Annotated in this window: 27 protein-coding genes; 6 read left to right on the top strand and 21 right to left on the bottom strand. The window is 58.7% G+C overall.

The window, feature by feature from the left end; all coding sequences use genetic code 11:
- Nucleotides 1-3 precede the first annotated feature (3 nt).
- The 6 genes from SCT_RS04500 to amrB all read right to left on the bottom strand — a co-directional run bounded on the left by SCT_RS04500 (nt 4) and on the right by amrB (nt 5,574).
- Nucleotides 4-366 (bottom strand): diacylglycerol kinase, encoded by a 363-nt coding sequence (locus SCT_RS04500; RefSeq protein ID WP_059419566.1) that lies wholly within the window; start codon nt 364-366, stop codon nt 4-6.
- The gene (locus SCT_RS04495; protein WP_059419561.1) at nt 363-2,411 is read right to left on the bottom strand and encodes a bifunctional DedA family/phosphatase PAP2 family protein; all 2,049 of its coding nucleotides are present in this window, start codon (nt 2,409-2,411) and stop codon (nt 363-365) included. Before SCT_RS04495 ends, SCT_RS04500 begins: the two co-directional genes overlap by 4 nt.
- 65 nt (nt 2,412-2,476) lie before the next feature.
- Nucleotides 2,477-3,133 carry a dienelactone hydrolase family protein gene (locus SCT_RS04490; protein WP_059419557.1) on the bottom strand — a complete coding sequence of 219 codons (657 nt, stop codon included), beginning with the start codon at nt 3,131-3,133 and terminating at the stop codon, nt 2,477-2,479.
- On the bottom strand, nt 3,130-4,218 hold the full coding sequence (gene amrS, locus SCT_RS04485; protein WP_189799645.1) for an AmmeMemoRadiSam system radical SAM enzyme: 1,089 nt from the start codon (nt 4,216-4,218) through the stop codon (nt 3,130-3,132). The genes SCT_RS04490 and amrS overlap by 4 nt, the downstream gene beginning before the upstream one ends.
- Entirely contained in the window at nt 4,215-4,769 is a 555-nt protein-coding gene (amrA, locus tag SCT_RS04480) for an AmmeMemoRadiSam system protein A (protein WP_059419553.1), read from the bottom strand. Before amrA ends, amrS begins: the two co-directional genes overlap by 4 nt.
- Entirely contained in the window at nt 4,759-5,574 is an 816-nt protein-coding gene (gene amrB, locus SCT_RS04475) for an AmmeMemoRadiSam system protein B (protein WP_059419552.1), read from the bottom strand. Before amrB ends, amrA begins: the two co-directional genes overlap by 11 nt.
- Nucleotides 5,575-5,642: 68 nt before the next feature.
- Here amrB and ispD point away from each other — a divergent pair, with 68 nt between their 5' ends.
- The gene (gene ispD, locus SCT_RS04470) at nt 5,643-6,335 is read left to right on the top strand and encodes a 2-C-methyl-D-erythritol 4-phosphate cytidylyltransferase (protein WP_059419550.1); all 693 of its coding nucleotides are present in this window, start codon (nt 5,643-5,645) and stop codon (nt 6,333-6,335) included.
- Nucleotides 6,332-6,805 (top strand): 2-C-methyl-D-erythritol 2,4-cyclodiphosphate synthase, encoded by a 474-nt coding sequence (ispF, locus tag SCT_RS04465; protein WP_059419549.1) that lies wholly within the window; start codon nt 6,332-6,334, stop codon nt 6,803-6,805. Before ispD ends, ispF begins: the two co-directional genes overlap by 4 nt.
- On the opposite strand, the gene SCT_RS04460 is transcribed toward ispF, so the two are convergent.
- The 13 genes from SCT_RS04460 to trxB form a co-directional block, all read right to left on the bottom strand.
- A complete protein-coding gene (locus SCT_RS04460) occupies nt 6,802-7,710 on the bottom strand; it encodes a 4-deoxy-4-formamido-L-arabinose-phosphoundecaprenol deformylase (RefSeq protein ID WP_059419547.1) in 909 nt (302 codons plus the stop codon). The genes ispF and SCT_RS04460 overlap by 4 nt on opposite strands.
- Before the next feature lie 92 nt (nt 7,711-7,802).
- Entirely contained in the window at nt 7,803-8,846 is a 1,044-nt protein-coding gene (locus SCT_RS04455; protein WP_059419542.1) for a bifunctional UDP-4-keto-pentose/UDP-xylose synthase, read from the bottom strand.
- A 28-nt stretch (nt 8,847-8,874) separates the two neighbouring features.
- The gene (locus tag SCT_RS04450; protein ID WP_059419538.1) at nt 8,875-9,801 is read right to left on the bottom strand and encodes a formyltransferase; all 927 of its coding nucleotides are present in this window, start codon (nt 9,799-9,801) and stop codon (nt 8,875-8,877) included.
- Entirely contained in the window at nt 9,798-10,736 is a 939-nt protein-coding gene (locus SCT_RS04445; RefSeq protein ID WP_059419536.1) for a glycosyltransferase, read from the bottom strand. Before SCT_RS04445 ends, SCT_RS04450 begins: the two co-directional genes overlap by 4 nt.
- Nucleotides 10,733-11,857 carry a DegT/DnrJ/EryC1/StrS aminotransferase family protein gene (locus SCT_RS04440; RefSeq protein WP_088178634.1) on the bottom strand — a complete coding sequence of 375 codons (1,125 nt, stop codon included), beginning with the start codon at nt 11,855-11,857 and terminating at the stop codon, nt 10,733-10,735. The genes SCT_RS04445 and SCT_RS04440 overlap by 4 nt, the downstream gene beginning before the upstream one ends.
- 19 nt (nt 11,858-11,876) lie before the next feature.
- Nucleotides 11,877-12,248 carry an SMR family transporter gene (locus SCT_RS04435; RefSeq protein ID WP_009204757.1) on the bottom strand — a complete coding sequence of 124 codons (372 nt, stop codon included), beginning with the start codon at nt 12,246-12,248 and terminating at the stop codon, nt 11,877-11,879.
- Nucleotides 12,249-12,253: 5 nt separating this feature from the next.
- Nucleotides 12,254-13,972 carry a glycosyltransferase family 39 protein gene (locus SCT_RS04430; RefSeq protein WP_059419527.1) on the bottom strand — a complete coding sequence of 573 codons (1,719 nt, stop codon included), beginning with the start codon at nt 13,970-13,972 and terminating at the stop codon, nt 12,254-12,256.
- Nucleotides 13,973-14,003: 31 nt separating this feature from the next.
- Complete coding sequence (locus SCT_RS04425; RefSeq protein WP_144408221.1) at nt 14,004-14,804, bottom strand: phosphatase PAP2 family protein; 801 nt, start codon at nt 14,802-14,804, stop codon at nt 14,004-14,006.
- Between the two features lie 4 nt (nt 14,805-14,808).
- A complete protein-coding gene (locus SCT_RS04420; protein ID WP_082098178.1) occupies nt 14,809-16,353 on the bottom strand; it encodes a glycosyltransferase family 39 protein in 1,545 nt (514 codons plus the stop codon).
- Between the two features lie 254 nt (nt 16,354-16,607).
- Nucleotides 16,608-17,537 (bottom strand): lysylphosphatidylglycerol synthase transmembrane domain-containing protein, encoded by a 930-nt coding sequence (locus tag SCT_RS04415; protein WP_059419520.1) that lies wholly within the window; start codon nt 17,535-17,537, stop codon nt 16,608-16,610.
- The gene (locus SCT_RS04410; RefSeq protein ID WP_059419517.1) at nt 17,534-18,547 is read right to left on the bottom strand and encodes a glycosyltransferase family 2 protein; all 1,014 of its coding nucleotides are present in this window, start codon (nt 18,545-18,547) and stop codon (nt 17,534-17,536) included. The genes SCT_RS04415 and SCT_RS04410 overlap by 4 nt, the downstream gene beginning before the upstream one ends.
- A 68-nt stretch (nt 18,548-18,615) precedes the next feature.
- Nucleotides 18,616-19,212, bottom strand: coding sequence for a Smr/MutS family protein (locus tag SCT_RS04405; RefSeq protein ID WP_082098176.1), 597 nt, complete (start codon nt 19,210-19,212; stop codon nt 18,616-18,618).
- Entirely contained in the window at nt 19,209-20,162 is a 954-nt protein-coding gene (gene trxB / locus SCT_RS04400) for a thioredoxin-disulfide reductase (protein ID WP_059419515.1), read from the bottom strand. Before trxB ends, SCT_RS04405 begins: the two co-directional genes overlap by 4 nt.
- A gap of 319 nt (nt 20,163-20,481) precedes the next feature.
- On the opposite strand from trxB, the gene SCT_RS04395 reads away from it, so the two are divergent.
- From SCT_RS04395 to SCT_RS04380, 4 genes are all read left to right on the top strand, one after another.
- Nucleotides 20,482-22,788 (top strand): DNA translocase FtsK, encoded by a 2,307-nt coding sequence (locus SCT_RS04395; RefSeq protein ID WP_059419513.1) that lies wholly within the window; start codon nt 20,482-20,484, stop codon nt 22,786-22,788.
- Between the two features lie 267 nt (nt 22,789-23,055).
- Complete coding sequence (locus SCT_RS04390; RefSeq protein WP_059419511.1) at nt 23,056-24,021, top strand: hypothetical protein; 966 nt, start codon at nt 23,056-23,058, stop codon at nt 24,019-24,021.
- On the top strand, nt 23,990-24,520 hold the full coding sequence (locus SCT_RS04385) for a hypothetical protein (protein ID WP_144408220.1): 531 nt from the start codon (nt 23,990-23,992) through the stop codon (nt 24,518-24,520). The genes SCT_RS04390 and SCT_RS04385 overlap by 32 nt, the downstream gene beginning before the upstream one ends.
- A gap of 23 nt (nt 24,521-24,543) precedes the next feature.
- A complete protein-coding gene (locus tag SCT_RS04380) occupies nt 24,544-25,164 on the top strand; it encodes a hypothetical protein (RefSeq protein ID WP_144408219.1) in 621 nt (206 codons plus the stop codon).
- Between the two features lie 93 nt (nt 25,165-25,257).
- On the opposite strand, the gene SCT_RS04375 is transcribed toward SCT_RS04380, so the two are convergent.
- Both SCT_RS04375 and SCT_RS04370 read right to left on the bottom strand, forming a co-directional pair.
- A complete protein-coding gene (locus tag SCT_RS04375) occupies nt 25,258-25,452 on the bottom strand; it encodes a DnaJ family molecular chaperone (RefSeq protein ID WP_059419504.1) in 195 nt (64 codons plus the stop codon).
- A 6-nt stretch (nt 25,453-25,458) separates the two neighbouring features.
- The gene (locus tag SCT_RS04370) at nt 25,459-25,986 is read right to left on the bottom strand and encodes a transposase (RefSeq protein WP_059419502.1); all 528 of its coding nucleotides are present in this window, start codon (nt 25,984-25,986) and stop codon (nt 25,459-25,461) included.
- Nucleotides 25,987-25,989: the final 3 nt, after the last annotated feature.

Genomic DNA, 25,989 nt, shown 5'->3' with positions numbered 1-25,989 from the left:
GGCTCAAGGCAGTATCGAGAACACCACCAGCAGCATGGCTATTGCTACCGCCAAAGCGCCGAAACTCAGTAACAGAACGGCTCCGGCGGCACAATCCTTGGCGGTTTTGATGGCGGGATGGATTTCTGGGTGGAGGTGGTCGATCAATGCCTCCAGGGCGGTATTGAAAAGTTCTGCCGCCAGTACCAAAGCCGCCATGATGAAACAAAGTGCCCACCATAAAAGAGGTGGGCGCAGCAGCAACAGCGCCATCAGCAAGGCAACAGCGAATCCGGCCTGTATCCGGAAACTTTGTTCGCTTTCCCAGGCTGCCCGGATGCCTGCCCAGGCAAAGCCGAAACGCTCGCTCAATTTTCTGTTTTTCATGGCATCTCCGGTTCGCGCGCCAACAATACCTGTTTATCCCAGATTATCGTTTGTTCGTCTACCGGGCCGGGTATCTCGCCTCGCCTTGCCAGACGTGCTGGTACACCTGACAGGCTGTCGAGCAGGGTTTGACGCGGTTGGTTAAAGTCCCTGCCGTCCCGGGGCAGGCTAAACCAGGACAGGGGGTGGATTACCGTTTCCCGCGTCACCATCCCTACCCATACCGGCTGAGCTGTTTCGCGGAGCACGGTGTCGGTTTGCCAAAGGCGCAGCACTAGGCGCTGGCCCGGCACCGGGTGAATCAGCGCCAATCCTTCGTGGCGGCCGTCGTGGGCACGTGGCAGCAGCGGAAGTTCCATGGCGGAGCGGGAGGGATCGAGCCAAAGCAGGAAATTTCTCCCCGACAGCGGTAAAGGTTCCCGCCATCCTGCCCCCAAGAGGCTGCGGCGCAAATATTCGGGCGATCCAGCCCATTGCACGGTGAGCGGTTGTTCGTATTCCCCCTCGATATCAATGCGCCAGGCTGGGAGGGTTTGCCAGGCACCCCCCCACCAATCCTGCTGCGCCATGAACCTGATGTTCTGGTGCACGGCGTAGCGCAGGGTGTCATCCGCGTGTCGGGTTGAGACATGAAAGCCGCCGCCAACCAGCAGCGCCGAGAACGCCACAACCATCAAGCCCCGGGCAGAAAATGCCGGGGCGGGATGGCGCAAATAGGCAATGCCCAGCAGGGCTAGCCATGCAGTGCCGAAAGCCAAACCTGCCAACACGTCGGAAAGCCAGTGCGCTCCCAGGTACAGCCTGGAAAAAGCGATCAGGATGACCAGCAGAAAGGTCGCGGTCAATACCGCAAGGCGTCCGCGGGCGGGGAGTTCGCGCGCGGCCAGCACCGCAAGGAAACCGTAGCTGACGATACTCATGGTGGCATGGCCGCTGGGGAAAGAAAAGGCGTTAATCCCCTGGTACAAAGGCGTCGGGCGCGGCAGGCGCAGTCCTGCCTTGATCGCCACGGTCAGAGCAGCGGCAAAACCCACCGCAGCCAGCAAATAGGCCGCCGGACGCCAGGCGCGTTGCGCCAGCAGCCAGATCAGCGCCGCCGATACTACCAGGAGCGTGACCGCCGCATCGCCCAGTTCGGTTAGCGCAATCATGATCGCGTCACCGAAGGGGGTGCGCAAACTCTGCAAAAAGTGATACGTCGAGCTGTCAATAAGCACCAGGGGGTCGCGGGTCAGGACGTCTTCCAGAACACCGAAAAATCCCCAGGCAGCAACAATCAGCAGCCCCGCCAATATCAGCAAGGTGCGGGATTCGGGTTGCGTGGGGTCAAGCAGTGAAGCAACCAGCTTCCGTAAATGGCGGTCCCGGCCAGACGGCGCGGCTATGCTCCAGGCCTGCAAAAACGACAACCCGCGCTCGATGCGCGGTTGCAGCAACAAAACAGCGCGGCTGATCACCCAAGCACCGCCCCAGATCGCCACCACCAGCGTCGCTACAGTCACGGCCAGGCGCGTTGCCACCGCTTCCGCCAATCCCAGTGATGCGCCAAAGACAACGCCGGGCAGGATATAAGCGGGCGCCCAGCCGAGCGCAGATAGTATATTCGCCAGATAGAAGCGCACCGGGGGCATACCGAGCATGCCGGCAATCGCCGGAATAATGGGGCGCATCGGCCCGACAAAGCGGCCCAGCACGACACTTTTGCCGCCATGCCGGTGAAAGAATGCCACGCCCCGGTCTATCAGTTGCGGGGAACGGCTAAAAGGCCAGAAGGTTTGCAACTGCTCGCGGTAATGGCGCCCCAGCCAGTAGCTGACGGCATCGCCAGCAATGGCGCCTGCCACAGCCCAGGCCAGCGCGGGCCACAAATTCACCGCGCCGGCGGCGACCAGGGTCCCGATTCCGAACATCGCTAGCGCGCCGGGAATGAATAAGCCCACCAGAGCCAGTGACTCGGACAGGGAAACAAGGAAAATCGCAATGCCAACCCAGTAGGGATGCTGTGCGATCCAGATCAACAGCGGATGAGCGGTAAATGGTTCCATCTATGCGCTTGCCTTCTCCTGCTTGCAAGAAAGAAGGCTCCCCCGCTTCTTCCTGGGGAGCGGGATTAGGCGGCTTTGCCCGAAAGATGTTGGCTGAGCCAGTTCGCCGCATGCTTCGCTACCTGCTCCAGAGTACCGGGTTCCTCGAACAGGTGCGTGGCACCGGGGACAATCACCAGTTCCTTTTCACACTTCAAGAGCCGATAGGCTTCCTGGTTGAGGCCGATCACCACGTCGTCGAAACCGCCCACGATCAGCAAGGTAGGGGCTGCAACCCTGTTCAGGGCTTCTTCTCCGGCAAGGTCGGGGCGTCCGCCACGGGAAACCACGGCGGCAATTTTCCTGCCCTCTTCTGCGGCAGCCTGTAAAGCCGCGGCCGCGCCGGTACTGGCGCCAAAATAGCCGATGGCGAGGGGGTGCGTGGCCGGTTCGCTTTGCAGCCAGCGGGTTGCGGCCAGCAGCCGTTGGGTCAGAAGCGGGATGTCGAAGCGGGTGGCGTAATCCGTATCTTCATGCTGAGTCAGCAGGTCGATCAACAGAGTGCCCAAGCCGGCGTCACGTAGCACGCGCGCGACGTAGTTGTTCCTCGGGCTGAGGCGGCTGCTGCCGCTGCCGTGTGCAAACAGCACCACCCCGATCGCGTTGTCAGGCAGCTCCAGCATGCCTTCCAGGCTGATCGCACTGGACGGTCCGGCGGGGATATGCGCCAGTCGGGAAATCATGGCTCAGGATGAAAGGCGCTCATCACCACCGGGATGCGGCGCGAGCCGAAGGCTTCGACGAATTTCTCGAAGCGTCCAGCAACCTTCGTGCCGCATTTCGGGCAATGGCCGTCATCGGTCAGGCGGTAGGCGTTGATCTGGTACCAGTCGCGCACGATCAGGGGCTTCCCGCACGACGGGCAAAAGGTGGTGTCGCCTTCCGGATCGTGCACGTTGCCGGTATAGACGTAACGCAGACCTTCTTTCAGGGCGATGCGCCGTGCACGAGTCAGCGTTGCGGAAGGCGTAGCCGGTACATCCATCATCTTGTAGTCGGGATGGAAGGCCGAAAAGTGCAGCGGCACGTCTTCTCCCAGTTCCTTGAATACCCAGCGGCTCAGGGCGGTGAGTTCCTCGTCGGTGTCGTTGTGGCCGGGGATGATCAGCGTGGTGATTTCGAACCACACGTCCGTTTCGCGCCGCAGGTAAACCAGGGTGTCGAGCACCGGCTGGAGATGGGCGCCGGTGAGCTTGTGGTAGAAGTCTTCGGTGAAGCCCTTGAGATCGACGTTGGCGGCGTCCATCTTGGCGTAAAATTCACGCCGCGCCTGCTCGTGCATGTAGCCGGCGGTGACCGCCACGGTCTTGATGCCGCGCGCATGGCAGGCGTCAGCGGTGTCCATCGCGTATTCGGCGAAGATCACCGGGTCGTTGTAGGTGAAAGCCACGCTCTTGCAGCCGTGTTTTTCGGCGGCGGCAGCAATCGCCTCGGGCGAGGCCTGATCCATCAGGCGGTCCATGTCTTTGGCTTTGCTGATGTCCCAGTTCTGGCAGAACTTGCAGGCCAGATTACAGCCTGCGGTGCCGAAGGAGAACACGCTCGTGCCAGGATAAAAATGGTTGAGCGGTTTCTTCTCGATCGGGTCAATGCAGAAACCGGAAGAGCGGCCGTAAGTGGTCAGCACCATCTTGCCGTTTTCCACCATGCGTACGAAGCACAGGCCGCGCTGGCCCTCGTGCAGCTTGCAGTCGCGCGGGCACAGGTCACACTGGATGCGCCCATCGTCGAGTTTGTGCCACCAGCGGGCGGGAGCGTTTGCGATCATTTCAGTTCCGATTCTTTCCATTTATTCACCGTATAGCGCGACAGCTTCACATCCGGTGTCCAAAAATCCGTGGGCAGGCCCGCCTTGCGCTTGAGGTGAGCCATGAAAATCCCGCATTCCGGCAATTGCTCCCATACCTGCGGCAGGAAAGTGCTGCGGTAGTCGCCACACTCGAACACCACTCCGTCTACGCCGGGGCGCAACTGGACAAGCGCCTCGCGTTCATCGTGGAAAGTCATGGGCTGCATAGTGGAAAGCAGGGAAATCTCGATTTCAGTATAGTCGAGCTCGGCCAGGCTCAGCGGCGAAAAACGGGTGTCACGGAAGGCTGCTGCATAGGCGTTGGCCTTGACGTCTTCCAGCAGCGGGCGGCGCGCTTCCAGGCTGCCGATGCAGCCGCGCAGCTCACCGTGCTGGGTCAGGGTAACGAAACAGGCGCCGTGCTCCCTGAGCCATTCTGCATCCTCGTCCGCCTGCATCTCGCGGCCTAACGCGCGGGAGATGGTGGCACGGGCGATCGGAATCAGAATTCGGCCCTTTTCAATGGACATCGGCAGGCTCCTCGGTGAAGGCAAAGGCCCCGTAGCCGACCACCCTGCTTTTATCCCCGGCGGTGTCGCCGGAATTGCGCAGATTGAGCAGGCGCGGCTTGAGATGGTGGTGCTGCGCGGCCAGCAGCAACCCGTTCACCGGCGTGCCGCCGCATGCCTGTTCATGGCTTACCGGCCAGCGCAGATCGAGAATGGCCTGTGCGGTGGTGCTGTCGATTTGCTGCGCCTCGCGGTAGGTCAGGAAATGGGACAGGTCGGAGCTGATCACGATCAGCGTCTCCGGGCCGCCCCACAGGCGTTCCAGCACCTCGGCAACCTCTTGTGGCGTGACGTCGCCTACTGCCAGCGGAACCAGCTTGAAGTCATCGAGCACGGTCTGCAGGAAAGGGAGCTGCACTTCCAGAGAATGCTCCAGCGCATGGGCCGCATCATATTCCACTACCTGCGGCAGACCGGCGATCTTCGCCATGGCGTCGAGGTCGAGGGGCACAACGCCGAGTGGTGTGGCGAAGGCTTCCGTGCTCGGCAAGGCGAGTCCTCGCACCGGCACGCGGTGCACCGGGCCTAGCAGCACGACACGGCGGTAAATATTTCTGCCCTGTTCCAGCAGGGCATAGGCGCTGGCGGCAACCGGCCCGGAATAAATGTAGCCGGCATGGGGTACAATAACTGCCTTGGGGAGAGTTGCCGATTTTTCCATATGCTGTTCTGCTTCTTCCAGCATGGCCGCAACTTCGCCGGCAAGGGAGCGCGGATCACCGGTGTAGAATGCACCGGCGACAGCGGCGGGACGAATCTGTTTCATAACACCTCCTGGCCGATTTGCTGTTTTCTGATAAACCTTACTTTCAAGATAGCCAATTCCATAAAGTAATGCCAAATTATTATGCTTTGATCCCTGCCGCCGGCTTCGGTTCGCGCATGGGAGGAGAAACCCCGAAACAGTATCTTTCCGTTCTTGGCAGACCGCTGATTCATTACGCGGTAGAGGCTTTGTGCCGTCACGCTATGATCAGCCGTGTCTATGTGGTGCTCGCGCCGGAAGATCAGCTGTGGAAATCCTACGATTGGAGTACTTTCTCCGGCAAGCTCAAGCCGTTGTATTGCGGCGGGGCGGAGCGTTTTGAGTCGGTGCGCAATGGTCTGGATGCCATCCGCGACGAAGTCGGCTTCGACGACTGGGTGCTGGTGCATGACGCAGCCCGGCCCGGTCTGAGCGGGGAACTGCTCGACCGACTGGTTGGCGAGGTCGGCGAAGACCCCTTCGGCGGCCTGCTGGCCGTGCCGGTGGCGGATACCCTGAAGCGCGCCGACGCCGACAACCGCGTCCTGCGCACCGAGTTACGCGACAAGCTGTGGCAGGCGCAGACCCCGCAGATGTTCCGCTATGGCCTGTTGCAGCGTGCGCTGTCTTTGCTGGATGGCGCAGTGGTGACCGATGAGGCGCAGGCGGTTGAACGCATGGGCTTTCAGGCGAAACTGGTGGCCGGCGACATGACCAATTTCAAGGTGACTTATCCGCAGGATATCAAGCTGGCGGAACTGATACTGGGAGGCAGGGAATGAGAGTCGGCCAGGGGTTTGACGTCCACCAGCTGGTGGAAGGGCGCAAGCTGATCATGGGCGGGGTGGAGATTCCCTACGAGCGTGGCTTGCTTGGCCATTCCGACGCCGATGTGCTGCTCCACGCAATTTCCGATGCGCTGCTGGGTGCTGCGGCGCTGGGCGATATCGGTCGCCATTTCCCGGATTCCGACCCGCGCTACAAGGGCATTGACAGCCGTCATCTGCTGCGCGAGGTCATGCAGTTGCTCAAAGACAAGGGCTATGGCGTAGTCAATCTGGATGCCACCATCATCGCCCAGGCCCCGAAGATGGCGCCGCATATCGAACAGATGGTAGCGAACATCGCGGCTGATCTTGGCGTGGAAGCGGGTTGCGTCAACGTCAAGGCGACTACTACCGAGAAACTGGGCTACACCGGCCGTGGCGAGGGGATTGCCGCGCAGGCGGTGTGTCTGATTGAGAAGGCTTAAGCCAGAAACTCGTCGCTCTGAAATGCCAGGACGCCGGAGCGACCGGGAATTTCCCCCATCACTACCTCGTGCCGGGGCAGGTCATCCAGCTTCAGGCTTGCGAAGTAATCCTTGAGTGTAACCAGTTCATAGCCCTGCGCTTTCCAGCCGGTCAGCAGCTCGTCGAACACGCTGGCCAGTTTCATGCCTTCCAGCTCGGCGTGCAGGGTGTAGACGTGACCGGTGGGCGGCGGGTTTTCGGTCAGGCCGAGCAGGTGCCGGGCGACGTTTTCGGGGGTGATGTCGCCGACACCGATCAATTCGTCCAGCGTGGGCAGGGTGGTAGGTAGCTGCGGGCAGGCGACAATTTCCGCATTCCACATCGGGATGAAAGGGTGGGTGCCGCGCGTATCCGAACAGTAATCGAAACCCAGGCGTTGTTCCAGGCGCAGAGCGTGGACATTCATTTGCCAGCCGGCAGCGCCATGGACCTTGGCGGGTTCGCCGAAGATCTTTTCGAAGCGGTCGCCAGCCAGTTTCATTTCCCGCGCCGTCCAGGCTGCATCCTTCTTCGCAACATAGTCCTGCCACCTGATATGGTCGTAGCAGTGGATGCCGACTTCGAAACCGTCGTCGCGCACCGCGCGCATGATGTTGCCGCAGCGCTTGCCGATGTCCGGTCCCGGTAGCAGGGTGCCGTACATCAGCGTCTTCAGGCCGTAGTGTTCCAGCACCGAGGTGCGCGACACCTTTTTCATGAAGCCAGGGCGAAATACCCGCTTGATGGCACGGCCAGTGTGATCGGTGCCGAGGCTGAACAAAAAGGTGGCACCAGCTTGGTGTTTTTTTAGTATTTCGACCAGGCGCGGCACGCCCTCGCGGGTGCCGCGATAAGTATCGACGTCGATCTTGAGGGCAAGTTTCATGGGGGGCGTGAGGAGTGATGAGAAAGGAGTGAGGAGTCTAGTGGGGTGGTTTTTACTCCTCACCCCTCACTCTTCACTCCTTACTGTTGAGACTACTCGACCAGCTTGCGTGCTTCGGCAACTTGGCCACGGTAGGCTTCGTAGATATGTTTGAGCGCATCCGCCATGGTGACCTGGGGTTTCCAACCGAGGTCTTTCATGGTGTTTTCTATCTTCGGAACACGGTTCTGTACGTCCTGGTAGCCCTTGCCGTAGTAGTCTGCGGAGGTGACTTCGAGCGTTTTGACCTTGTGTGCGGTTTCCTTGTACTCAGGATATTCCATGGCGAGATCCAGCATCATCTTCGCCAGTTCCTTCACCGAGTAGTTGTTGGATGGGTTGCCGATATTGTAGATCTGGCCGGTTGCCACGCCGTTCTTGTTCTCGATGATTTTCATCAGCGCATCGATGCCATCCGAGGCGTAGGTGTAGGAGCGCTTGGCTGTGCCGCCATCCACCAGCTTGATATCCTCGCCACGCACGATGTGCCCAAGGAACTGGGTGATCACGCGTGAGCTGCCTTCCTTGGCAGTGTTGATGTTGTCCAGGCCGGCGCCGATCCAGTTGAAGGGACGGAACAGGGTGAAGTTGAATTCGGTCTTCAAGGCATAGGCAAAGATCACCCGGTCCATTAGCTGCTTGGAGCAGGAGTAGATCCAGCGCGGCTTGTTGATCGGACCGAGGATCAGCTCGGAGTTCTCCGGATCAAATTCCTCGTCGCGGCACATGCCGTAGACTTCGGAGGTGGAGGGGAAAATCAGGTGCTTGCCGTACTGGACGCACTGGCGCACGATCGGCAGGTTGGCTTCGAAGTCCAGCTCGAACACCTTGAGCGGCTCCTTGACGTAGGTCGCCGGAGTAGCGATCGCGACCAGCGGCAGGATGACGTCGCACTTTTTGACGTGGTACTCGATCCATTCCTTGTTGATGGTGATGTCGCCTTCAAAGAAGTTGAAGCGTGGGTTGTCCATCAGCTCGGTGACGCGCTCGCTGTACATGTCCATGCCATAGACTTCCCAATCGGTCGTCTCGAGTATGCGCTTGGAAAGGTGATGGCCGATGAAGCCATTCACGCCCAGGATCAGGACTTTTTTCATCGTTTTTTTCCTAGTCAAAAATTAAATTCTATATGCCCAGCGGCAAGGTGTCAGTGCCGCAGACTGTAATCCATTCATCGGCGGTCATTATCTTGCCATCGAATTCGAACGTCAAAAACCGCAGTACTTTTCCATCACCGCATTCCGCGTAGCAGCGGCTATTCACGCAGTAAAAAACCGGCTCTACCGCGCGCCTTTGATGCTGCGGCTCGAGCAGGGTTTTCAGCACTCGCATCGGCTTGCCGGCAAGCAGCGTGTAAGCGCCAGGGTAAGGGGGCGCTACGGCCCGTACCAGATTGTGTATGGCCTGCGCACTCTGCAACCAGTCGATTTTACCATCTTCCGGACGTCGTCCGCCGAAATATCCACCCTGGCTCAAATCCTGTGGCTTGAACTGGGCCGTGCCGGCCAGTAGCGCAGGCAGGCAGCGGTTCAGTGCAACCTCGGCGGCACAGGTGACTTTGTGGAACACTTCCAGCGCGGTGTCGTCGGGCAGGATAGGCACGGCCTGCTGGTCGACGATGGCGCCGTTGTCAGGCTTTTCGTTCATCACATGCAGGGTCGAGCCGGTTTCGCGTTCACCCTTGATGATTGCCCAGTTTACCGGCACCCGTCCGCGGTATTGGGGCAGCAGCGACCCATGCATGTTAAATGCGCCGCGCGTCGGGACATCTAGCAGGGCCTTCTTGAGCATGTTGCGGTAGTAGAAGGAAAACAGAAAATCCGGCTTTAGGGCCTGGATCTGTGCGACGATTTCCGGCGTGTTGGGGTCGTCGGGCATGATGGTGGGAATGCCATGCAGCGCAGCTAGTTCGGCGACGCTGTCGAACCAGATGTTCTCACTGGGATTGTCTTGGTGAGTAACTAGCAGCGGAATTTTTACACCATGAGCGAGCAGCACCGACAGGCAGCGCACGCCTACGTTATGGTAGGCGAAGACGACGGCGCTGCTCATTCTTTCTGTTCCAGAATCGCCTGCACCAGATAGCGCGGGCGATGCCGTACTTGCTGGTAGATACGGCCGATGTATTCGCCGAGCAGGCCGATGCCGAAAAGGGTGATGCCAATCAGGAAGAAGGCAATTGCGAACAGGGTGAACAGGCCTTCTGCTTCGGGGCCGACGATGATGCGGCGGATTAGCAGGAAGACGACGAAGAATGCCGACAGCAGGGAAACGATGATTCCGGTGAAGGAGAATATCTGCAGCGGCACCACCGAGAATCCGGTCATCAGATCGAAGTTGAGGCGGATCAGGCTGTAGAGCGAATACTTCGATTCGCCCACCGCGCGTTCCTCGTGCCCCACCACCACTTCCGCCGGGCTCTGGGCGAAGGTGTAGGCCAGCGCCGGAATGAAGGTGTTGACCTCCTGGCAGGAATTGATGGCGTCGATGATGTCGCGGCTGTAGGCGCGCAGCATGCAGCCCTGGTCGGTCATCTTGATGCGGGTGATGCGTTCGCGCAGGCTGTTCATGGCGCGCGAGGCGGCGCCACGCCACCAGCTATCCTGGCGCATGCGGCGGATGCTGCCGATGTAGTCGTGGCCTTCATCCATCTTGGCGAGCAGCCTGCCGATATCCTCCGGCGGGTTCTGCAGGTCGGCGTCCAGGGTGACGATGCGCTGGCCGCGGCAGTGCTCAAAGCCGGCCATGATCGCCATGTGCTGGCCGAAATTGCCGTTGAACAGGACGACGCGGGTGACGTCCGGGCGCTTCTGGAACTGTTCGCGCAGGATAGCGGCAGAGTGGTCGCGGCTGCCGTCGTTGATGAAGACGATCTCGTAGGCAATGCCGAGCTTGTCGAGCGCGGGATAGAGCCGGTCAAACAGGGCATTCAGGCCTTGTTCCTCGTTGTATACCGGGACGATGACGGAGAGTTCGATAGGGTTCATTTCTTGGCGGTCTCGATGATTTCCTTGGCTGCGGCGCATACCCGCTCCACATCGGCGGGTTCCATCGTCGGGAACAGCGGCAGGGTGACGGTTTCGCGGCCGATTTTTTCAGCGTTGGGGAAGTCGCCTTCCTTGTGGCCCAGCTCACGGTACAGGCTGAACAGATGCAGCGCCGGGTAGTGGATGCCGACCCCTAGCCCGCGCTGGTGCATCGTTTCAATGAATTGTTTGCGGCTGATGTTGAGTTGGTCCAGCGGCAGCAACGGCGCGAACATGTGCCAGCTGTGGCCTTCATCGCCGCGCGCGGGCAGCAGGCAGCCCGGGTCGGTAGTGAAACACTTGAAATAATGCGCCACCAGTTCGCGCCGCTTGGCGTTGAAGCCATCCAGCAGCGGCAGTTGGCCGACGCCGACGCGCGCCGCCACGTCGGACAGGTTGTACTTGCCGCCGGCGACGGAGATGTCCATGTTGCCTTCGGCATCGCGCGAAATGCCGTGGAAGCGCAGCAGGTCGAATTTCTTCACCTCTTCGGCATCGGCGAAGGACAGTGCGCCGCCCTCGATGGTGGTCATGTTCTTGTTGGGGTGGAAGGAAAACGAGACGATGTCGCCGAAGCTGCCGATGCGCTTGCCCTGCCAGCTCGATCCGATGGCATGGGCGGCGTCCTCGATCACGCGCAGCTTGTGGCGCCTGGCGATATCGTAAAGCGCGTCCATGTCCACTGGCAGGCCGGCGAAATGCACCGGCATGATGGCTTTTGTCCTTGGCGTGATCGCGGCTTCAACCTGGTTGAGATCGATATTGCGGCTGGCGAGATCGACGTCCACGAATACCGGCTTCGCGCCGACCCGCATGATCACGTTCGGCGTGGCGGCGAAGCTCATCGCCGGCGTGATTACCTCGTCGCCCGGCCCGATGCCACACACCTGTAATGCCACTTCCAGCCCACCGGTGGCGGAGGTGAGGGTGCGCACGATGCGCCCGCTCAGGTAGTCCGACAGCGCCTTTTCCAGCGCCTGCACGTTGGGGCCGGTGGCCAGCCAGCCGGATCGCAGGACCTCGACTACGCCCTGGATGGTGGCTTCGTCGAGAGTGGGTTTGGTAAAGGGCAAGTAGTTCAAAATTTTGAGTCCTGATCTGTTAGCTGCGCGCAACGACATAAACGCCGACAATTATAATGCCGATGCCGGCCATGCGGGTGACCGAAACGGCCTCGCCGAACAACCACAGGGCGGCGAGCGCGTTCACTACGTAGCCAATCGACAGCATCGGATAGGCGATGCTGACTTCGACCCGCGATAGCGCCATGATCCACACCACCACGCTGATCACGTAGCAGGTGAGACCGCCCATGATGTGCGGCTCGGTGGCGAGCTGCCAGCCCACCGGCAGGATGTTGTCGCGGCTGAAGGCGAAGTGGCCGACCGCATTGGTGCCAGCCTTGAGCAGCAGTTGGGCGGCGGCATTGAGCAGCACGCCGAATAGAATCAGGGAAAAACTGAGCAGGTTCATGGTGTTTAGGGAGTCCTTACCACTATTTTGTCGACGCTGCGGGCGATAACCCGCATCGGCAGTCTTTGTTGGGAGAGTTGTTGATAGGTTGCATGCGGCATGATTGCCAGGGCGTAGGGCTGCCCAACCCATGCCTGCTTGAAGGATTCGATGGTCGGCAGCCATTTATGGGGCTCCTGGGCGATGCCGAAGGCCATCTCGTCCTGATAGGCGACCAGGGTCACGGTGCGCTTGAGATAGAAGGTCAGCGTCTGGTCATAGCCTTCCAGGCTGTAGAAAGGCGCGCCGGGCCGCAGATGGGGCTTGATTTGCTCAGCGATGGCATAGTCCGAGCGCGTCGCCGACAGGCTGTCGTGTCCGGTCAGCAGAATTTGGGCGGCGATCAGGCTGGTGCATGCGAGGACGATGATCGCTGCGCGTACTTTATCGCGGCAACTCAGCAACAGTGCAACTACCGTACCGGCCAGCCAGATGGCGGATGCAGCCAGCAGCCAGTTGGCGAACTGGGCATATTGTCCCCGCGCCAGTTCGTTGTCGGCGAAGCGCACCGCGTTGGGGGCCAGTACCAAGCCGGCGGCGGCCAGGAATGCCACCGGCAGCATCTGCCAGAACAAACGGCGTCCGTCGATGCGGCTGAGGTGATCGCCGATCAGCAGCGCCAGCGCCGGGAAGATCGGCAGAATGTAGGAAGCGAGCTTGGAGCCGGAAAGGGAAAAGAAAACGAAAATGAACACTGCCCAGATCAGCAAAAAGCGTTTCGGCTTGAATCTATTAGTGCGAACGTCGCGTAGCGACACTTCTGCCCCCTCTCCCGCCAGCGGGAGAGGGTTGGGGAGAGGGCTCGACTCATCGACCTTCCAGGCGTGCGCCATTGCATCGATCAGGGTGATGAGCCAGGGCAGGATACCGGCGACAAGCACCGGGATGAACCACCACCAGGGTTCGTAGCGGCCGTGGATTTTGGTCAGGAAGCGCTCGAAATGCTCGTGAATGAAGAAGAAATGAAAAAATTCGGGGTTGGCGATCGATACCGCGATGAACCAGGGTGCCGCGATCGCCATGAAAAGCGCTATTCCGCTGAACAGGTGCAGCTTTTTCCACAAACCGAAATCGCGCTCGATCAAGGTGTAAAGAACAATCACTGCGCCTGGCAAAACGATCCCCATCAATCCCTTGCTCAGGACGGAAAATGCCAGGGCGGCCCAGGCAACATGCATCCACAGGCGGTTGGAGCCTGCGCTGGCCGCATCCTGCTGCGCCAGCAGGAAACTCATCAGCGCCCCTCCCATGAAAAACGTCATCCCCATGTCCAGGGAGTTCATGTGGGCGATCAGGGTGTAGAGCAGGCTGCTGCCGAGTACTGCGGCGCTTAACAGGCCGGCCTCGCGACCAAACAGGCGGCTCGCGGCGAAGGCGGTGAAGAAGATGCCGAGAAACCCGGTCAGCGCACTCCACAGCCGTGCCGTCCAGTGGTGTTCGCCAAACAGGCGGTAAGCGCCTGCAGTGATCCAGTATTGCAGTGCGGGTTTCTCGAAGTACTTGATGTCGTTCAGACGTGGCGTAACCCAGTCGCCGCTGGTGGCCATTTCACGGGCGATTTCTGCGTAGCGGCCCTCGTCCGGCCTGACCAGCTTGCGATATTCGAGATTGCCGAACCAGACCGCAGCCATCAGCAGGACGAGCAGCATCCAGGCACGTCGTATGTTCACTGAATCGGGAGCCATGCAATTTCCGTATAAAAAGCGTTGGCCAGCATTATAAACGAGACCGGCCAAAGACCAGCAGGAAGACGGGAAGCAGGCAGACCAGCGCCAGCCCTCGCTGCAGCATGATCGCATCGGGATAGCTGGTGTCGGGCGAAATCAGCAGGGCCAGCGCGCAGGCAGCCAGTGCCAATCCCAATATCCATTTTCCAGGACGGCTGACTCCCCAGCGCCAGCGCTGTGCGAGCAGGGTTCCGAACACCGCCGAAAGCCAGCCGCCGAAAGCGCCGCCCAGCACGTCGAGCGGCCAGTGCACGCCAACCGCAATGCGCGAAAGGCCGACCAGCAGGGCGCCGGCTACCAGCCAGACCAGGGCACTGCGCCTGAGGTACAGACTGAGGATGCCCGCCACTGTGAAAATCGTGGTGCTGTGACCCGAGGGGAATGAACCGTAGTGGTGCGCCGGGCCGATGATGTGCAGAAGTTCGGGGGGGATCACTGCTGGCGGGCGAACGTGATTGATCGGATCTTTCAGGCCATGCACCCACAGGGTAGCAAGGATGGCTGCGAGTGCGAGCGACCAGATGATATCCGGCCGACGCCCGATCAGCGGTGCAAGCAGAGTCAATCCGGCCAAGGTGCCGCCCAGCACAGTCAGGTTCTGCCACAGCACATCGCTGGCCAGCGTGCCCAGACCATTCAGATACAGGAACAGGCTGCGGTTGGTGTCGCTGGCAATGAGTACGGCCATGCCGGCGAGTGCGAGCATCGGCACCAGCCAGACGCGCGGCTCGCGCCAGGAAATGCGACAGGGATCGGGGGAGAGGAGGGGAGAGAGGGAAATGAAATTCACGCCGTTATTCGCTGATCCTGATCAGGGCGATGCCGTTCTTGCTGTAGAGCGTTTCATAGGCGCGTAGCTCGGCCAGGCGGTTGGTTTGGGTGATCACGATGTCGCCGCGGCGCGGGTCATGCTTTTCCACGATGCGCTGGCTGTAGACGCTGAAGCTCGGCATGTTGAGCCCCCACATCACTACCGTGTACCCGCGGTCGCGTGCCAGCAGCGCAGCTTCCTTGACCGGCCCCTGCTGCATGCCGCCGAACAGGGGCAGGAGCAGCAGTGAGAAACCGGTTGCCAGGATGACGCCACTTGCCAGCAGTTTGGCGCCCAGGGCGAATCGCTTTTCCACCATGAAATACAGGGTGAGCATGGAGAATCCCGCAAAGAAGGGGTAATACCAGATACTCAGGGATTGCCGGGTGGCGGCAAGCATTTCCCGGTAATAGGGCTTGTTGATATGGGGGATGGCGGCTTCGATCAACTGTGGCAGGAACAGCAGCGCTGCAAGCAATAGCAGCAGCGGCAGGAAAGCAAGAAAGCGCGAGCGCAATTCATCCAGGTAAGCCGCCATCAGGATGAAAACACCGGAATAGCCGTAAATCAGGTAATGCGGTAGTTTGGTACCGGAAAACGAGAAAAGCACGAAGACGGTGACAAACCACAGCAGGAGAAAAAGCTGCAAGTCGTCCTTGATGATACGGCGCCACTGCGCGAAAGTCTTGAGCAAGACCATGGTGTAGGGCAGCACGCTCAGCAGCAGCACGGGAACATAATAAAAATAATTGCCGCCATGGCTTTCCATCGGCGCGGAAAAGCGGTCGACATTGTGCTTGAGAAAAAATCCGCGGAAAAAGCCGTCGCCTTCGACCAGATACTGCGTTACATACCACGGGGCCGCAATGGCAAAAAACAGGGCTATGCCTCGCCCATTCAGGGCCAGCGCCAGCCACCCCCTGAGATCCTTGCGCAGCGCGCTGTAGAGGAAAGTTACTACGCCCGGAATGATTACGGCGACCGGACCCTTGGTCAGAAACCCCAGGCCCATGGCGGCAAAAGCGAGATACAGATATTTGCGTTCGTGAAAGCGCAGGAACAGGTAGGCGCTGAACAGCGATGCGCTGATCAGCAGGTTGAGCAGCGCATCGGCCGTAGCTACTTTGACGATAATGGAAACTGCCAGCGCGCTGGCGGTGATGATTCCCGCTGCCAAAGCCTGCCGTGTATTAGCCGCACGGCGCACGAATAGATAGGTGAATATCACCCAGCCGCTGCCAGCTAGGGCAGAGGGCAGGCGGAAGGCGAATTCCTTGATGCCAAACAGGGAAACGCTGGCCGCCTGCAGCCAGTAGATCAAAATCGGCTTGTCGTAGCGTGGCTCGCCGTTGAGGGTGGTGGACAAATAATGGCCGCTCGCCAGCATCTCACGCGTGGCTTCGCTGAAAGCGCCCTCATCGAGATCGAACAGGGGGAAACCACCGATGCCGAGAAAGAAGCAGCCGAGCACGGCGACAGCGAGCAGGGCATAGTGGGCGAGTGGAATGGGGCGTGAAAAATCTTGCAAGTAAGACTCGATGAGTGGTGATGGGTTTAGTGGTTAAGTCGCTGACAACCGCATGTTTTTTTACGCCAGTCTCAGCCAGGAAAAGCCGGCAAATTTTACCACTTTTACCACGGAAGCGGGTGTTCTACGTCCGAAGGCGCCCGGCGAAGCCGGAACCAAACAGGTAGCCTGGATGGAGCGTAGCGGAATCCGGGGAAGCATTCCACCGGTGCCCCGGATTCCGGCCTTTGGCCTGCATCCAGGCTACAAATCTGCTAATCCCTGGATAACAGGAATAGTGGGGCGTAGAGGATGCCCTGAATCACGGCGCACAGACCGTAAAGGATGGCCGTCGCGGTGGCTATCTCGCCGGAAACGCCGGCGAAGCCGAATACCAGTACCGCAGCGAATTCGCGTGTACCCCATCCGCCGATGCCGACCGGCAGGGCGGCGATGATGAATACCGGTGCGCATAGCGCCAGCACCAGCCAGTAAGAGATATCCAGTCCAACCGAAATCCCGCCGAGCCAGAACGCAAGTGATGAAAAGAACTGGACCATCACAGATTGCAGCGCCGACTTGGGCAGGTTGTTGCGAAACAAGACTAGTTGCTGGGCAAGCTTGTTCCATGATCTAAGCAGTCCATCGAGCTTGCTTTGACCCTTGGGCTCAAAGCGCGGCAGCGGCAGGAAGGGCAGCAGAATCAGGCTGCCGAGCAGGGAGGCGTAAATGGTCAGTTTTTGCGCCAGGGCTGGGTCGTGTGTCAGGAAGTTCGTGCCGCTCCACAGCGCCGCCGCTACAGCAGAGACCAGGCACAGCACCCAGAGGCCGCTGAAGCGGTCGAGCACGACGCTGAGGGTGGATTGCCCGAGCGGATTGCCTAGCTTGTGCAGCTGGTAGGCACGCAACATGTCGCCGCTCAGGGTTGCGCCGGGTAGAAGGTTGTTGATCGTCACCCCGCGCCCATAGATGGCGATAAGCGGCAACGCTGGCGCGGTAAGGCTGAAGAGGCGGGCGATGTGCGCCCAGCGCAGGGCGGAGGCGACGTTGGCCAAGATAGAGGCGGCTACCGCCAGGGCGAACCAGCGCAATTCTACGCTGCTCAGGGTTTTTACCAGCTTGGCCGGGTTGGCGTACCAGATTACGGCCGCGAGCAGGAAGCTCGCGGCGATAAAACGCAGGATTTTGATACCGGTTTTGCTCAAGAATGCGGCTCTGGAGCGGCTTTGGATGGAGCGATTCCGCGTCGGCGCGGGGCGGCCCGCAACAGGTATTGTGCCCGACCGGCGGGTTCGTGGTAGATGCGAATCAGGATCTCGCCCAGCAGGCCCATGGCGATCAGTTGTACGCCCATCAGGGTTAGCATTACGCCGAGCAGAAGGAGCGGACGGCCGCCGATGTTTTCGCCGAGGAACAGTTTTTCGACCACGAGAACGCCCAGCGCCAGCAGGCCGGGCAGGAGCAGGGTAATGCCGGCTCCGCCGAAGGCGTGTATCGGCCGGTGCAAAAAGCGCAGCAGAAACTTTACCCAGAGCAGGTCGAGAACCACCCGCAGAGTACGGTCGATGCCGTACTTGGATTTGCCGTGCATGCGGGCGTGATGGGAAACCGGTACTTCTATCACCTTGGCGCCGAACTGCGCGGCGAGTGCCGGGATGAAACGGTGCAACTCACCATAGATCTTCACGTCGCGGATGCTTTCGCTGCGGTAAACCTTGAGCGAGCAGCCGTAATCATGCAGGTGGACGCCGGTCATGCGCGAAATCAGGCCATTGGCGATCATCGAGGGCAGCTTGCGGTTGATGTAACGGTCCTGGCGGTATTTGCGCCAGCCGGAAATGATGTCGATTTCCGGCCTCTGGTCGAGCATGTCCAGCAGGCCGGGAATGTCGGCCGGGTCGTTCTGCAAGTCGCCGTCGAGGGTGACGACCACGGCACCGGAGGCCGCGTCGAAGCCGGCCTGCATCGCCGCCGACTGGCCGTAGTTGCGAATCAGGTAAAGCGGGCGCAGCCAGGGGCGGGTGGTGGCGAATTGTTCCAGCAGAGAAGCGGAAGTGTCGGACGAGCAATCGTCGATGCAAATCAGTTCCCAGGATCGTCCTGTGGGTTCCATCGCCTCATGGACCCTGCGTAACAACTCGCTGAGGTTCTCTTCCTCGTTGTAAATCGGAACAACAATGGAAACCTCAAGTGCGTCAGGCGTATTTTCGATCATGGTAGGGGCGAAGTATGGACTGCTGAAGGGTAGAGATTGTAAGGGAGGGAGGTTGCGAAATCCAGTGATTAGCGCCGGACTACCTTGAGAAGCACGATCACCGCGCCGCTGCCGCCATCTATCGGCCGTGCCTGGCAGAAAGCCAGAACCTCATCGCGTTGCATCAGCCAGCTGGCCGCTTTCAGCTTTAATACCGGCTCGCGGTTCCGGGAGCTAAGCCCCTTTCCGTGTATGACCCGCACGCAGCGCAGGCCAAGTTGTTTGCATTCATCGAGGAATTCGATCAAGCAGGCCCGGGCTTCGTCGCTGGTCATGCCGTGCAGATCAAGTTCTGCCTGAATTGCCCAGTAACCGCGGCGCAGTCTCTTCATGGTCAGAGGCGCCACGCCGGGGCGCTGGAAGAAAAGTTCCTCTCCGGTTTCTGTCAGCTCCTGGGGGATATGGTCGCTTAAGGCATCCGCCGGCAGCGGGTTTGTGTCAGTTCGGTTTCGCCGTAGATCAGGCCAGGGGAGGTTGGGAGGAAAGACGGTCTTGCCGTTATCCGGCAATGGCCGGGTGTCGCCGATGCTGGTGCGGAAGAGGTTGGACTCGTCATCGGACAAGGGTGGTGGCGCTGTTTTGCCGTCACCCTTGTGTTCTTTAGGAGTTTTGCGTTTTCCGGTCACTTGCCCAAGTCGTCGAGATAGCGCTCCGCGTCGAGTGCGGCCTGGCAGCCGGTACCGGCGCTGGTGATGGCCTGGCGGTAGATGTGATCCTGCACGTCGCCGGCGGCGTAAACGCCCTCTATGCTGGTCTGGGTGGCATTACCTTTGTGACCGCCGTGGGTGACGATGTAGCCGCCCTCCATCTCCAGTTGCCCTTCGAACAGATCGGTATTGGGCTTGTGGCCGATGGCGATGAAGATGCCCTGCAGCTGGATATCCTTGGTGTTGCCGTCTTTTACATTCTTGATGCGCATGCCGGTAACGCCGGTCTTGTCGCCCAGCACCTCATCCAGTTCGCAAAATGCTTCGAGGCTGATGTTGCCGTTCTTGATCCTGTCGTGCAGCTTGTCGACCATGATCTTTTCCGCTTTGAAGGTGTCGCGGCGGTGCACCAGCGTGACATGCTTGGCGATGTTGGACAGGTACAGCGCCTCTTCGATGGCGGAGTTGCCGCCACCGACCACGGCGACGTCCTGGTTCTTGTAGAAGAAACCATCGCAGGTCGCGCAGCCGGACACGCCCTTGCCCATGAATGCCTGTTCGGATGGCAGGCCGAGGTATTTGGCGGAGGCGCCGGTGGCAATGATCAGTGCGTCGCAGGTATAGGTGCCGGAGTCGCCGATCAGGGTAAATGGCTTCTCGGTGAGCTTGGCGGTATGGATCTGGTCGAAAATGATTTCGGTATTGAAGCGCTCGGCATGTTTCTGGAAGCGCTCCATCAGTTCAGGTCCCTGCACGCCCATGACGTCGGCGGGCCAATTGTCCACTTCGGTGGTGGTGGTGAGCTGGCCGCCTTGCTGCATACCGGTGATTATCACGGGATTCAGGTTGGCGCGGGCGGCGTAAATGGCTGCAGTGTAGCCGGCAGGGCCGGAGCCAAGAATAAGTAATTTGCAGTGTTTCACGGACATCTTGAGCATTCTCCATAAAAAAGTAAGGGTATCTCAAAGGCTGATTTATTGCCACTTGAGGTATAAAAATTAATCTAGCAATTAGAATTATTCTAATTTTAATTGCTATTGAATGTTTAGGCAAATCCTTCAGGACTTCAAGGCCAATCCAGGCACATTAAAGCATGAGACTGGCCAGCCGCTGCAGTCATTTCATGTCGTTGATTAGAACGCCTCACTTCTTGGTATGATGGCGCTATAATTCGTGATGTTTTTTTCGGTCAGACCAGACAATTAACCTGGGCTTACATAGGCGCTTCTACAAGTAAATCAAATATCAATGGCCTTTCTGAATAAGCATTCCTCCCTGAATACGCGGGGCTCGAACCGCCGGGCTCCCCCCGAACCGCTCTCGCCGAAATTGTCCGGCTTGCTCCGCGAGGCGCGCTGGCTGGCGGTGGTGGTATTGGCCCTGTATCTGACGCTGGTATTGTTCAGCTACGACCATGCCGACCCGGGTTGGTCGCACAGCGGCAGCAGGCTGACCGTTAGCAATACCGGCGGCGAGGTGGGCGCCTGGCTGGCGGACATGCTGCTTTATGTCTTCGGTTTTTCAGCCTACTGGTGGGTGGTGTTTTCCCTGTATGTGGTCTGGTGGGGCTACCGGCGCATTGAAAGCGCGGGCTCGTCCGACCGGCGCTCGCTGTTCGTTGCAGCCACCGGTTTTTTCATTCTCCTGTTTGCCAGCAGTGGCCTGGAAGCTTTGCGTCTGTACAGCCTTAAAACCGCCCTTCCGCTTGCGCCGGGAGGGATGATCGGATCGGTGGTCAGCACCTATCTGGCTACTCACATCGGCTTCACCGGTGCCACGCTGATATTGCTGCTGAGCATGGCGGTGGGCTTCAGCCTGTTCACCGGCATGTCGTGGCTGAAGTTCATGGAAGGCCTCGGCGCCGCCATGGAAAACAGCTACCTGTGGATCATCAAGACCTGGGATGCCTGGCAGGACCGGCGCGCCGGTTCGGTGGCGCTGAACAAGCGCGAGGAAGTGGTGGAAGAGAAAAAGCGGGTCGATGACCACAAGCCGGTCCACATCGAGCAGCCGCAGATAAGCATCCCCCAGGTTCCGCTCACCGAGCGCGAGGTGCAGGCTCCGCTGTTCGATAACTTGCCGGATTCACCTTTGCCTCCACTGAACCTGCTGGATGAAGCGGAAGCCGATACCGAAACGCTCAGCCCGGATACCCTGGAATACACCTCCCGCCTGATCGAGCGCAAGCTGGCCGATTTCGGCGTCGAGGTAAAAGTCATCGCCGCCTATCCCGGCCCGGTGATCACGCGCTACGAGATCGAGCCGGCGGTGGGCGTGAAGGGCAGCCAGATCACCAACCTGGTCAGGGATCTGGCGCGCGCCCTGTCGGTGGTCAGCATCCGCCTGGTGGAGACCATCCCTGGCAAAAACTGCATGGGGCTGGAAATCCCCAATCCCAAGCGGCAGGTGGTGCGACTGCGCGAGATTCTCGGCTCGAAGGTTTACGCCGACATGGCCTCGCCGCTCACCATTGCCATGGGCAAGGACATCGCCGGCAAGGCGGTGGTGGCGGACCTGGGAAAAATGCCGCACGTGCTGGTGGCGGGCACTACCGGCTCGGGTAAATCGGTGGCGATCAACGCCATGATTTTGAGCCTGGTCTACAAGGCCGATCCCTCCAAGGTGCGGCTGATCCTGGTCGACCCGAAAATGCTCGAGCTATCCGTCTATGAAGGCATTCCCCACCTGCTCGCGCCGGTGGTGACCGACATGAAGCACGCCGCCAATGCGCTCAACTGGTGCGTTGCCGAGATGGAGCGGCGCTACCGTCTGATGTCGGCGCTGGGCGTGCGCAACCTGGCCGGTTACAACCAGAAGGTGCGCGAAGCGGAGAAATCCGGAGCGAAGCTGCCCAACCCCTTCAGCCTCACGCCGGACGCCCCCGAACCCCTGGAGGAAATGCCCTTCATCGTGGTGCTGATCGATGAACTGGCCGACATGATGATGATGGTCGGCAAGAAGGTTGAGGAGCTGATCGCCCGTCTGGCGCAGAAGGCGCGTGCCTCCGGCATCCACCTCGTGCTGGCGACGCAGCGTCCGTCGGTGGACGTGATCACCGGCTTGATCAAGGCCAATATCCCGACCCGCGTCGCCTTTCAGGTGTCGAGCAAGATCGACTCGCGCACCATCCTCGACCAGATGGGCGCCGAAGCCCTGCTCGGCCAAGGCGACATGCTCTACCTGCCACCCGGCACCGGCTACCCGCAGCGCGTGCACGGCGCCTACGTCGCCGACCACGAAGTGCACAAGGTGGTCGAGTATCTGAAAGCGCTGGGCGCGCCGGATTACGTCGAAGGCATCCTCGATGCACCGGAAGTGGCCGTCGAGGGCGAGGGTGGTGAAGCAGGCGGCGACGCCGAATCCGACCCGATGTACGACCAGGCCGTGGCGCTCGTGCTCAAATCGCGCCGCGCCTCGATCTCGCTGGTGCAACGCCAGCTCAGGATCGGCTACAACCGCGCGGCGCGGTTGATTGAGCAGATGGAAAAGGCGGGGCTGGTTTCGGCGATGCAGAGCAACGGGAATCGGGAGGTGCTGGTGAAGGGGGCGGAGTGAGGCATTTCCCGGATTCCGCTGCGCTGCATCCGGGCTACGCTTGCTAGTATATTAATCAGTTTTAATTCATAACTTTGCATCACCCGCATGATTCAAGGAAATTCATAGAAAGCCCAATATTAAGGGTGATATATTTATGTGAAGTTACGATTTGGCTACGGTGGGCAAACACTTGCTGCAAAACTCGACTTCTAGTTCAGTGCTATAAGCATGTAGATTGGGTCAGGATGACCTAGTATTTTTGGATCTCTGATAGTTACCGGGGACATGAAAAAAGAAGAAAAATACACTGTTGCAGGGCTCATAGAGCTAACTTCTGGTTTTGTCAGCAGGACAGAATTTCAGGAAGCTCATGGCGGCGCTTATTGGTGGGCAAAGAAGCACGGCCTTCTAAACGATATATTTCCCCATCTTGCTAATTTGACACCTCGTGGTTACTGGAGCGACATAAATAACGTATTGGCAGAAGCAAAAAAATATCGTTACAGAAACGACTTTAAACTCGCGGCCCGCCAAGCCTACAATATTGCGCTCCAGAATAACTGGTTGGAGGTATTTGAGCATTTTGAGTCCAGGCCTAGATCGATGTCTTTACGGTGGAAAAGCAAAGAAAATGTAATGGCAGAGGCATCGAAATATAGGACTGCCAAAGAATTCAGAAGTGGCTCGTTCGGTGCGTGGTCTTCCGCCAAGGAGAATAACTGGGACGATGTGTTTTGGGCCTTTGATAGAAAGATCAGGCCTGCTGGACACTGGAATAATTATAAAAACTGCTGTCTTGCTGCGCTTGAATGCCAGAGCAAGCTTGAAATGCGCCAGCGATTTCGAACAGGGTACGAGACCATCAAGATAAATAAATGGGATGAGCTTTTTTCACACATGACCGACCCAAGAAAGGGGCGCGTCGCTCATAACATCGGTATCGAGGCGTCTAACGAAGGGTGGAATGTGACGTCTTTGAAGAATGCAGCGAACCAATACGTGAGCAGAAAAGATTTTATGGATACTCGCCCCGGCGCATATAAAGTGGCTTGTGAAATGGGAGTGATTGATGAAATATGCTCTCATATGAAGAGGCTCGGAAACCACTTCATGCGGTGCATATATGCGATCGAATTTGAGGACAAAAGTGTCTATATAGGCCTGACCTTCAACCTAGCAACTCGCAGAGCACAACACGAGCGAAAATCTAGCAACGAGCTTGATAAGAGAAAAGATTCTTGCTGGGGTTAAATATCGCTTCATCGAATCCTCTGAACTTTACTCAAAGGAAAAAGCTCCGATAATGGAGCTAGAAACAGCTGAAGGCTACCGAAGAAGAGGCTATGTTATTTTAAACATTGCCAAGCTTGGTGCTGGCGGAAGCCTGGGCGGTGGCGGGGCCCACAAGTCTATCGGTGACGAACAGGATCTCCAAGATCTGAAATGGAGCAAGTCAAAATCAATAGAGGCGGCCAAAAACTCATCGAGCCGCAGCGAGTTTCATCGTAGATATAGCGGGGCTTGGCGACATGCCAAACATCACGGGTACCTAGAAGAGTGCATGGCTCTTATTCCTGCCGCTAAAAAACCAAAGGGGTTCTGGAACGATCTGGCGAATGTACGGGAAGCTGCCAAAAAATGCCACTCGCGATCGGAATTCAAAAGCTTGTATGGTCTAGGGTATAGGTCTGCGAGCCTCAAAGGAATTCTGGATGAATTATTTCCCAAGCTCGTCAAACATAAGCATTAAAAATGGAAGGCGCGCACTCATACATGACTAGCACCGCTCCCGCGACGGAGGGGCTCTTCAGGTTACTTAACAGTTATGGTTGGCACAAGATGCAAGCGTTTGTCGAATTAACCAAATCAAGGACGCGCGAAGAGCTCGACAAACACAAGGAAAATTTCTCTAGCACTGACGTAGCGCGTGAAGTAATCGCAGGTTCAATCCTTCAGATCGCATACGTTGCCATAGAGCGCTATGCAGTTCGCAAGGGTAAGTCCGATAACGCCCTTTACTTCGAATCCGAGATCAATCGACTAATACAAGAAAACCCCAAGGCTCGCTCAAAACGGGCCTTTTTACTACCCGAAGAGTTCTGCGTTGGTAGAGACATAGGTCACCTGCCTATGGGCATGATCGTGTACGCCGGTCGGAATCAGTACAACCATTTCGGCGAGAAAAGGTTGAGCGTCTTGAACGAAGTTGTCTTCAACCACCTACACAATCTGTGGCCTGCCCCTGGGAACGGCCTTTCATTTAACCTCTATGGCGACAAACACTTTCATTCCTATTCAGTTCTTGCGGCCCTTGGTTGGACTGATAACACTAAAGAACTTGGTTATCCTGCATACAAGCAAGACCTGTCTGATGTGCTTGAGATTGAGCACTAATTCGTCACTGGACGACAACTTCACGAAAAACCGTGCAGGCCGGCGAACTCAAGGGCCACAGCCTGTATCCGCCCTTCAGGCCAGGGCATGGCATTACCGCCCCCGAAGCGGTTCCAGAAGCCCCTTGGCAGCGTTGATGGCCTGAAGTTTTTCCATTTCGCCGCCCCGGTCGGGGTGGTGTTCCATCGCCAGTTCCCGGTAGCGGCGTTTGATTTCCGGATCATCCACCGGGTCGGCGAGCCTCAGCATGTAGCCCGGATGCAGCGTAGCGGAATCCGGGGATACCAAAACTGACTATTCCCCAAAATTTCCCCCACCTTCTCCCGGTGTTCCCGCCCATTCAGGCACAAGAATTCCCTGTTGAACGTAACGGTGGAAAGAGGAATGCTGCCAATCCGCCACACGCTTCACCAAGCCGTGTTTGACCGGGTTGAAATGGATGTAATCCACGTGGTGCTGAAAATCCAAGTCATCAGTGACGGTGTGTTCCCAATAACGTCGTTGCCATAGCGCGTATTCACCTTTTCGGTTGCGCGCGACGGTCAGGCCGGATTTTACGACCGAACGGGTGAATGCGCTCTTGATTGCGCGCCACCGACCGGGGAAATCGTCGTCGCCTGGCGGCAGCGTCCAAATGGTGTGAAGGTGGTCGGGAAGCACTACGATTGCGTCAATATGGAACGGGCGCAGGCGGCGAACGGCGCGGAATGCTTCGCGTAATGGGGCGATATGTTCCACCAGAACACGGGATGATCGGTCACGCAGGGTTGCTGTGAAAAAGAAGGTTCCGCCCGGCAGGCGGTTGCGGCGGTAGAGAACCATGGT

Origin of the sequence: Sulfuricella sp. T08, assembly GCF_000971475.1 — a bacterium.
Taxonomy (GTDB): domain Bacteria; phylum Pseudomonadota; class Gammaproteobacteria; order Burkholderiales; family Sulfuricellaceae; genus Sulfuricella.
Note: the sequence above shows the minus strand (reverse complement) of the source record. Positions and strands in the feature narration are given on the sequence as shown.

What these genes read in the sequence shown, in the direction of transcription:
- trxB (WP_059419515.1), bottom strand. Translation starts at nt 20,162, where the DNA reads ATGTCCGTGAAACACTGCAAATTACTTATTCTTGGCTCCGGCCCTGCC.
- SCT_RS04380 (WP_144408219.1), top strand. Translation starts at nt 24,544, where the DNA reads ATGACTAGCACCGCTCCCGCGACGGAGGGGCTCTTCAGGTTACTTAAC.
- SCT_RS04495 (WP_059419561.1), bottom strand. Translation starts at nt 2,411, where the DNA reads ATGGAACCATTTACCGCTCATCCGCTGTTGATCTGGATCGCACAGCAT.
- SCT_RS04445 (WP_059419536.1), bottom strand. Translation starts at nt 10,736, where the DNA reads ATGAACCCTATCGAACTCTCCGTCATCGTCCCGGTATACAACGAGGAA.
- SCT_RS04435 (WP_009204757.1), bottom strand. Translation starts at nt 12,248, where the DNA reads ATGAACCTGCTCAGTTTTTCCCTGATTCTATTCGGCGTGCTGCTCAAT.
- SCT_RS04410 (WP_059419517.1), bottom strand. Translation starts at nt 18,547, where the DNA reads ATGATCGAAAATACGCCTGACGCACTTGAGGTTTCCATTGTTGTTCCG.
- ispF (WP_059419549.1), top strand. Translation starts at nt 6,332, where the DNA reads ATGAGAGTCGGCCAGGGGTTTGACGTCCACCAGCTGGTGGAAGGGCGC.
- SCT_RS04395 (WP_059419513.1), top strand. Translation starts at nt 20,482, where the DNA reads ATGGCCTTTCTGAATAAGCATTCCTCCCTGAATACGCGGGGCTCGAAC.
- amrS (WP_189799645.1), bottom strand. Translation starts at nt 4,218, where the DNA reads ATGATCGCAAACGCTCCCGCCCGCTGGTGGCACAAACTCGACGATGGG.
- amrA (WP_059419553.1), bottom strand. Translation starts at nt 4,769, where the DNA reads ATGTCCATTGAAAAGGGCCGAATTCTGATTCCGATCGCCCGTGCCACC.
- SCT_RS04370 (WP_059419502.1), bottom strand. Translation starts at nt 25,986, where the DNA reads ATGGTTCTCTACCGCCGCAACCGCCTGCCGGGCGGAACCTTCTTTTTC.
- SCT_RS04460 (WP_059419547.1), bottom strand. Translation starts at nt 7,710, where the DNA reads ATGAAACTTGCCCTCAAGATCGACGTCGATACTTATCGCGGCACCCGC.
- amrB (WP_059419552.1), bottom strand. Translation starts at nt 5,574, where the DNA reads ATGAAACAGATTCGTCCCGCCGCTGTCGCCGGTGCATTCTACACCGGT.
- SCT_RS04500 (WP_059419566.1), bottom strand. Translation starts at nt 366, where the DNA reads ATGAAAAACAGAAAATTGAGCGAGCGTTTCGGCTTTGCCTGGGCAGGC.
- SCT_RS04390 (WP_059419511.1), top strand. Translation starts at nt 23,056, where the DNA reads ATGAAAAAAGAAGAAAAATACACTGTTGCAGGGCTCATAGAGCTAACT.
- SCT_RS04455 (WP_059419542.1), bottom strand. Translation starts at nt 8,846, where the DNA reads ATGAAAAAAGTCCTGATCCTGGGCGTGAATGGCTTCATCGGCCATCAC.
- SCT_RS04490 (WP_059419557.1), bottom strand. Translation starts at nt 3,133, where the DNA reads ATGATTTCCCGACTGGCGCATATCCCCGCCGGACCGTCCAGTGCGATC.
- SCT_RS04450 (WP_059419538.1), bottom strand. Translation starts at nt 9,801, where the DNA reads ATGAGCAGCGCCGTCGTCTTCGCCTACCATAACGTAGGCGTGCGCTGC.
- ispD (WP_059419550.1), top strand. Translation starts at nt 5,643, where the DNA reads ATGCCAAATTATTATGCTTTGATCCCTGCCGCCGGCTTCGGTTCGCGC.
- SCT_RS04430 (WP_059419527.1), bottom strand. Translation starts at nt 13,972, where the DNA reads ATGGCTCCCGATTCAGTGAACATACGACGTGCCTGGATGCTGCTCGTC.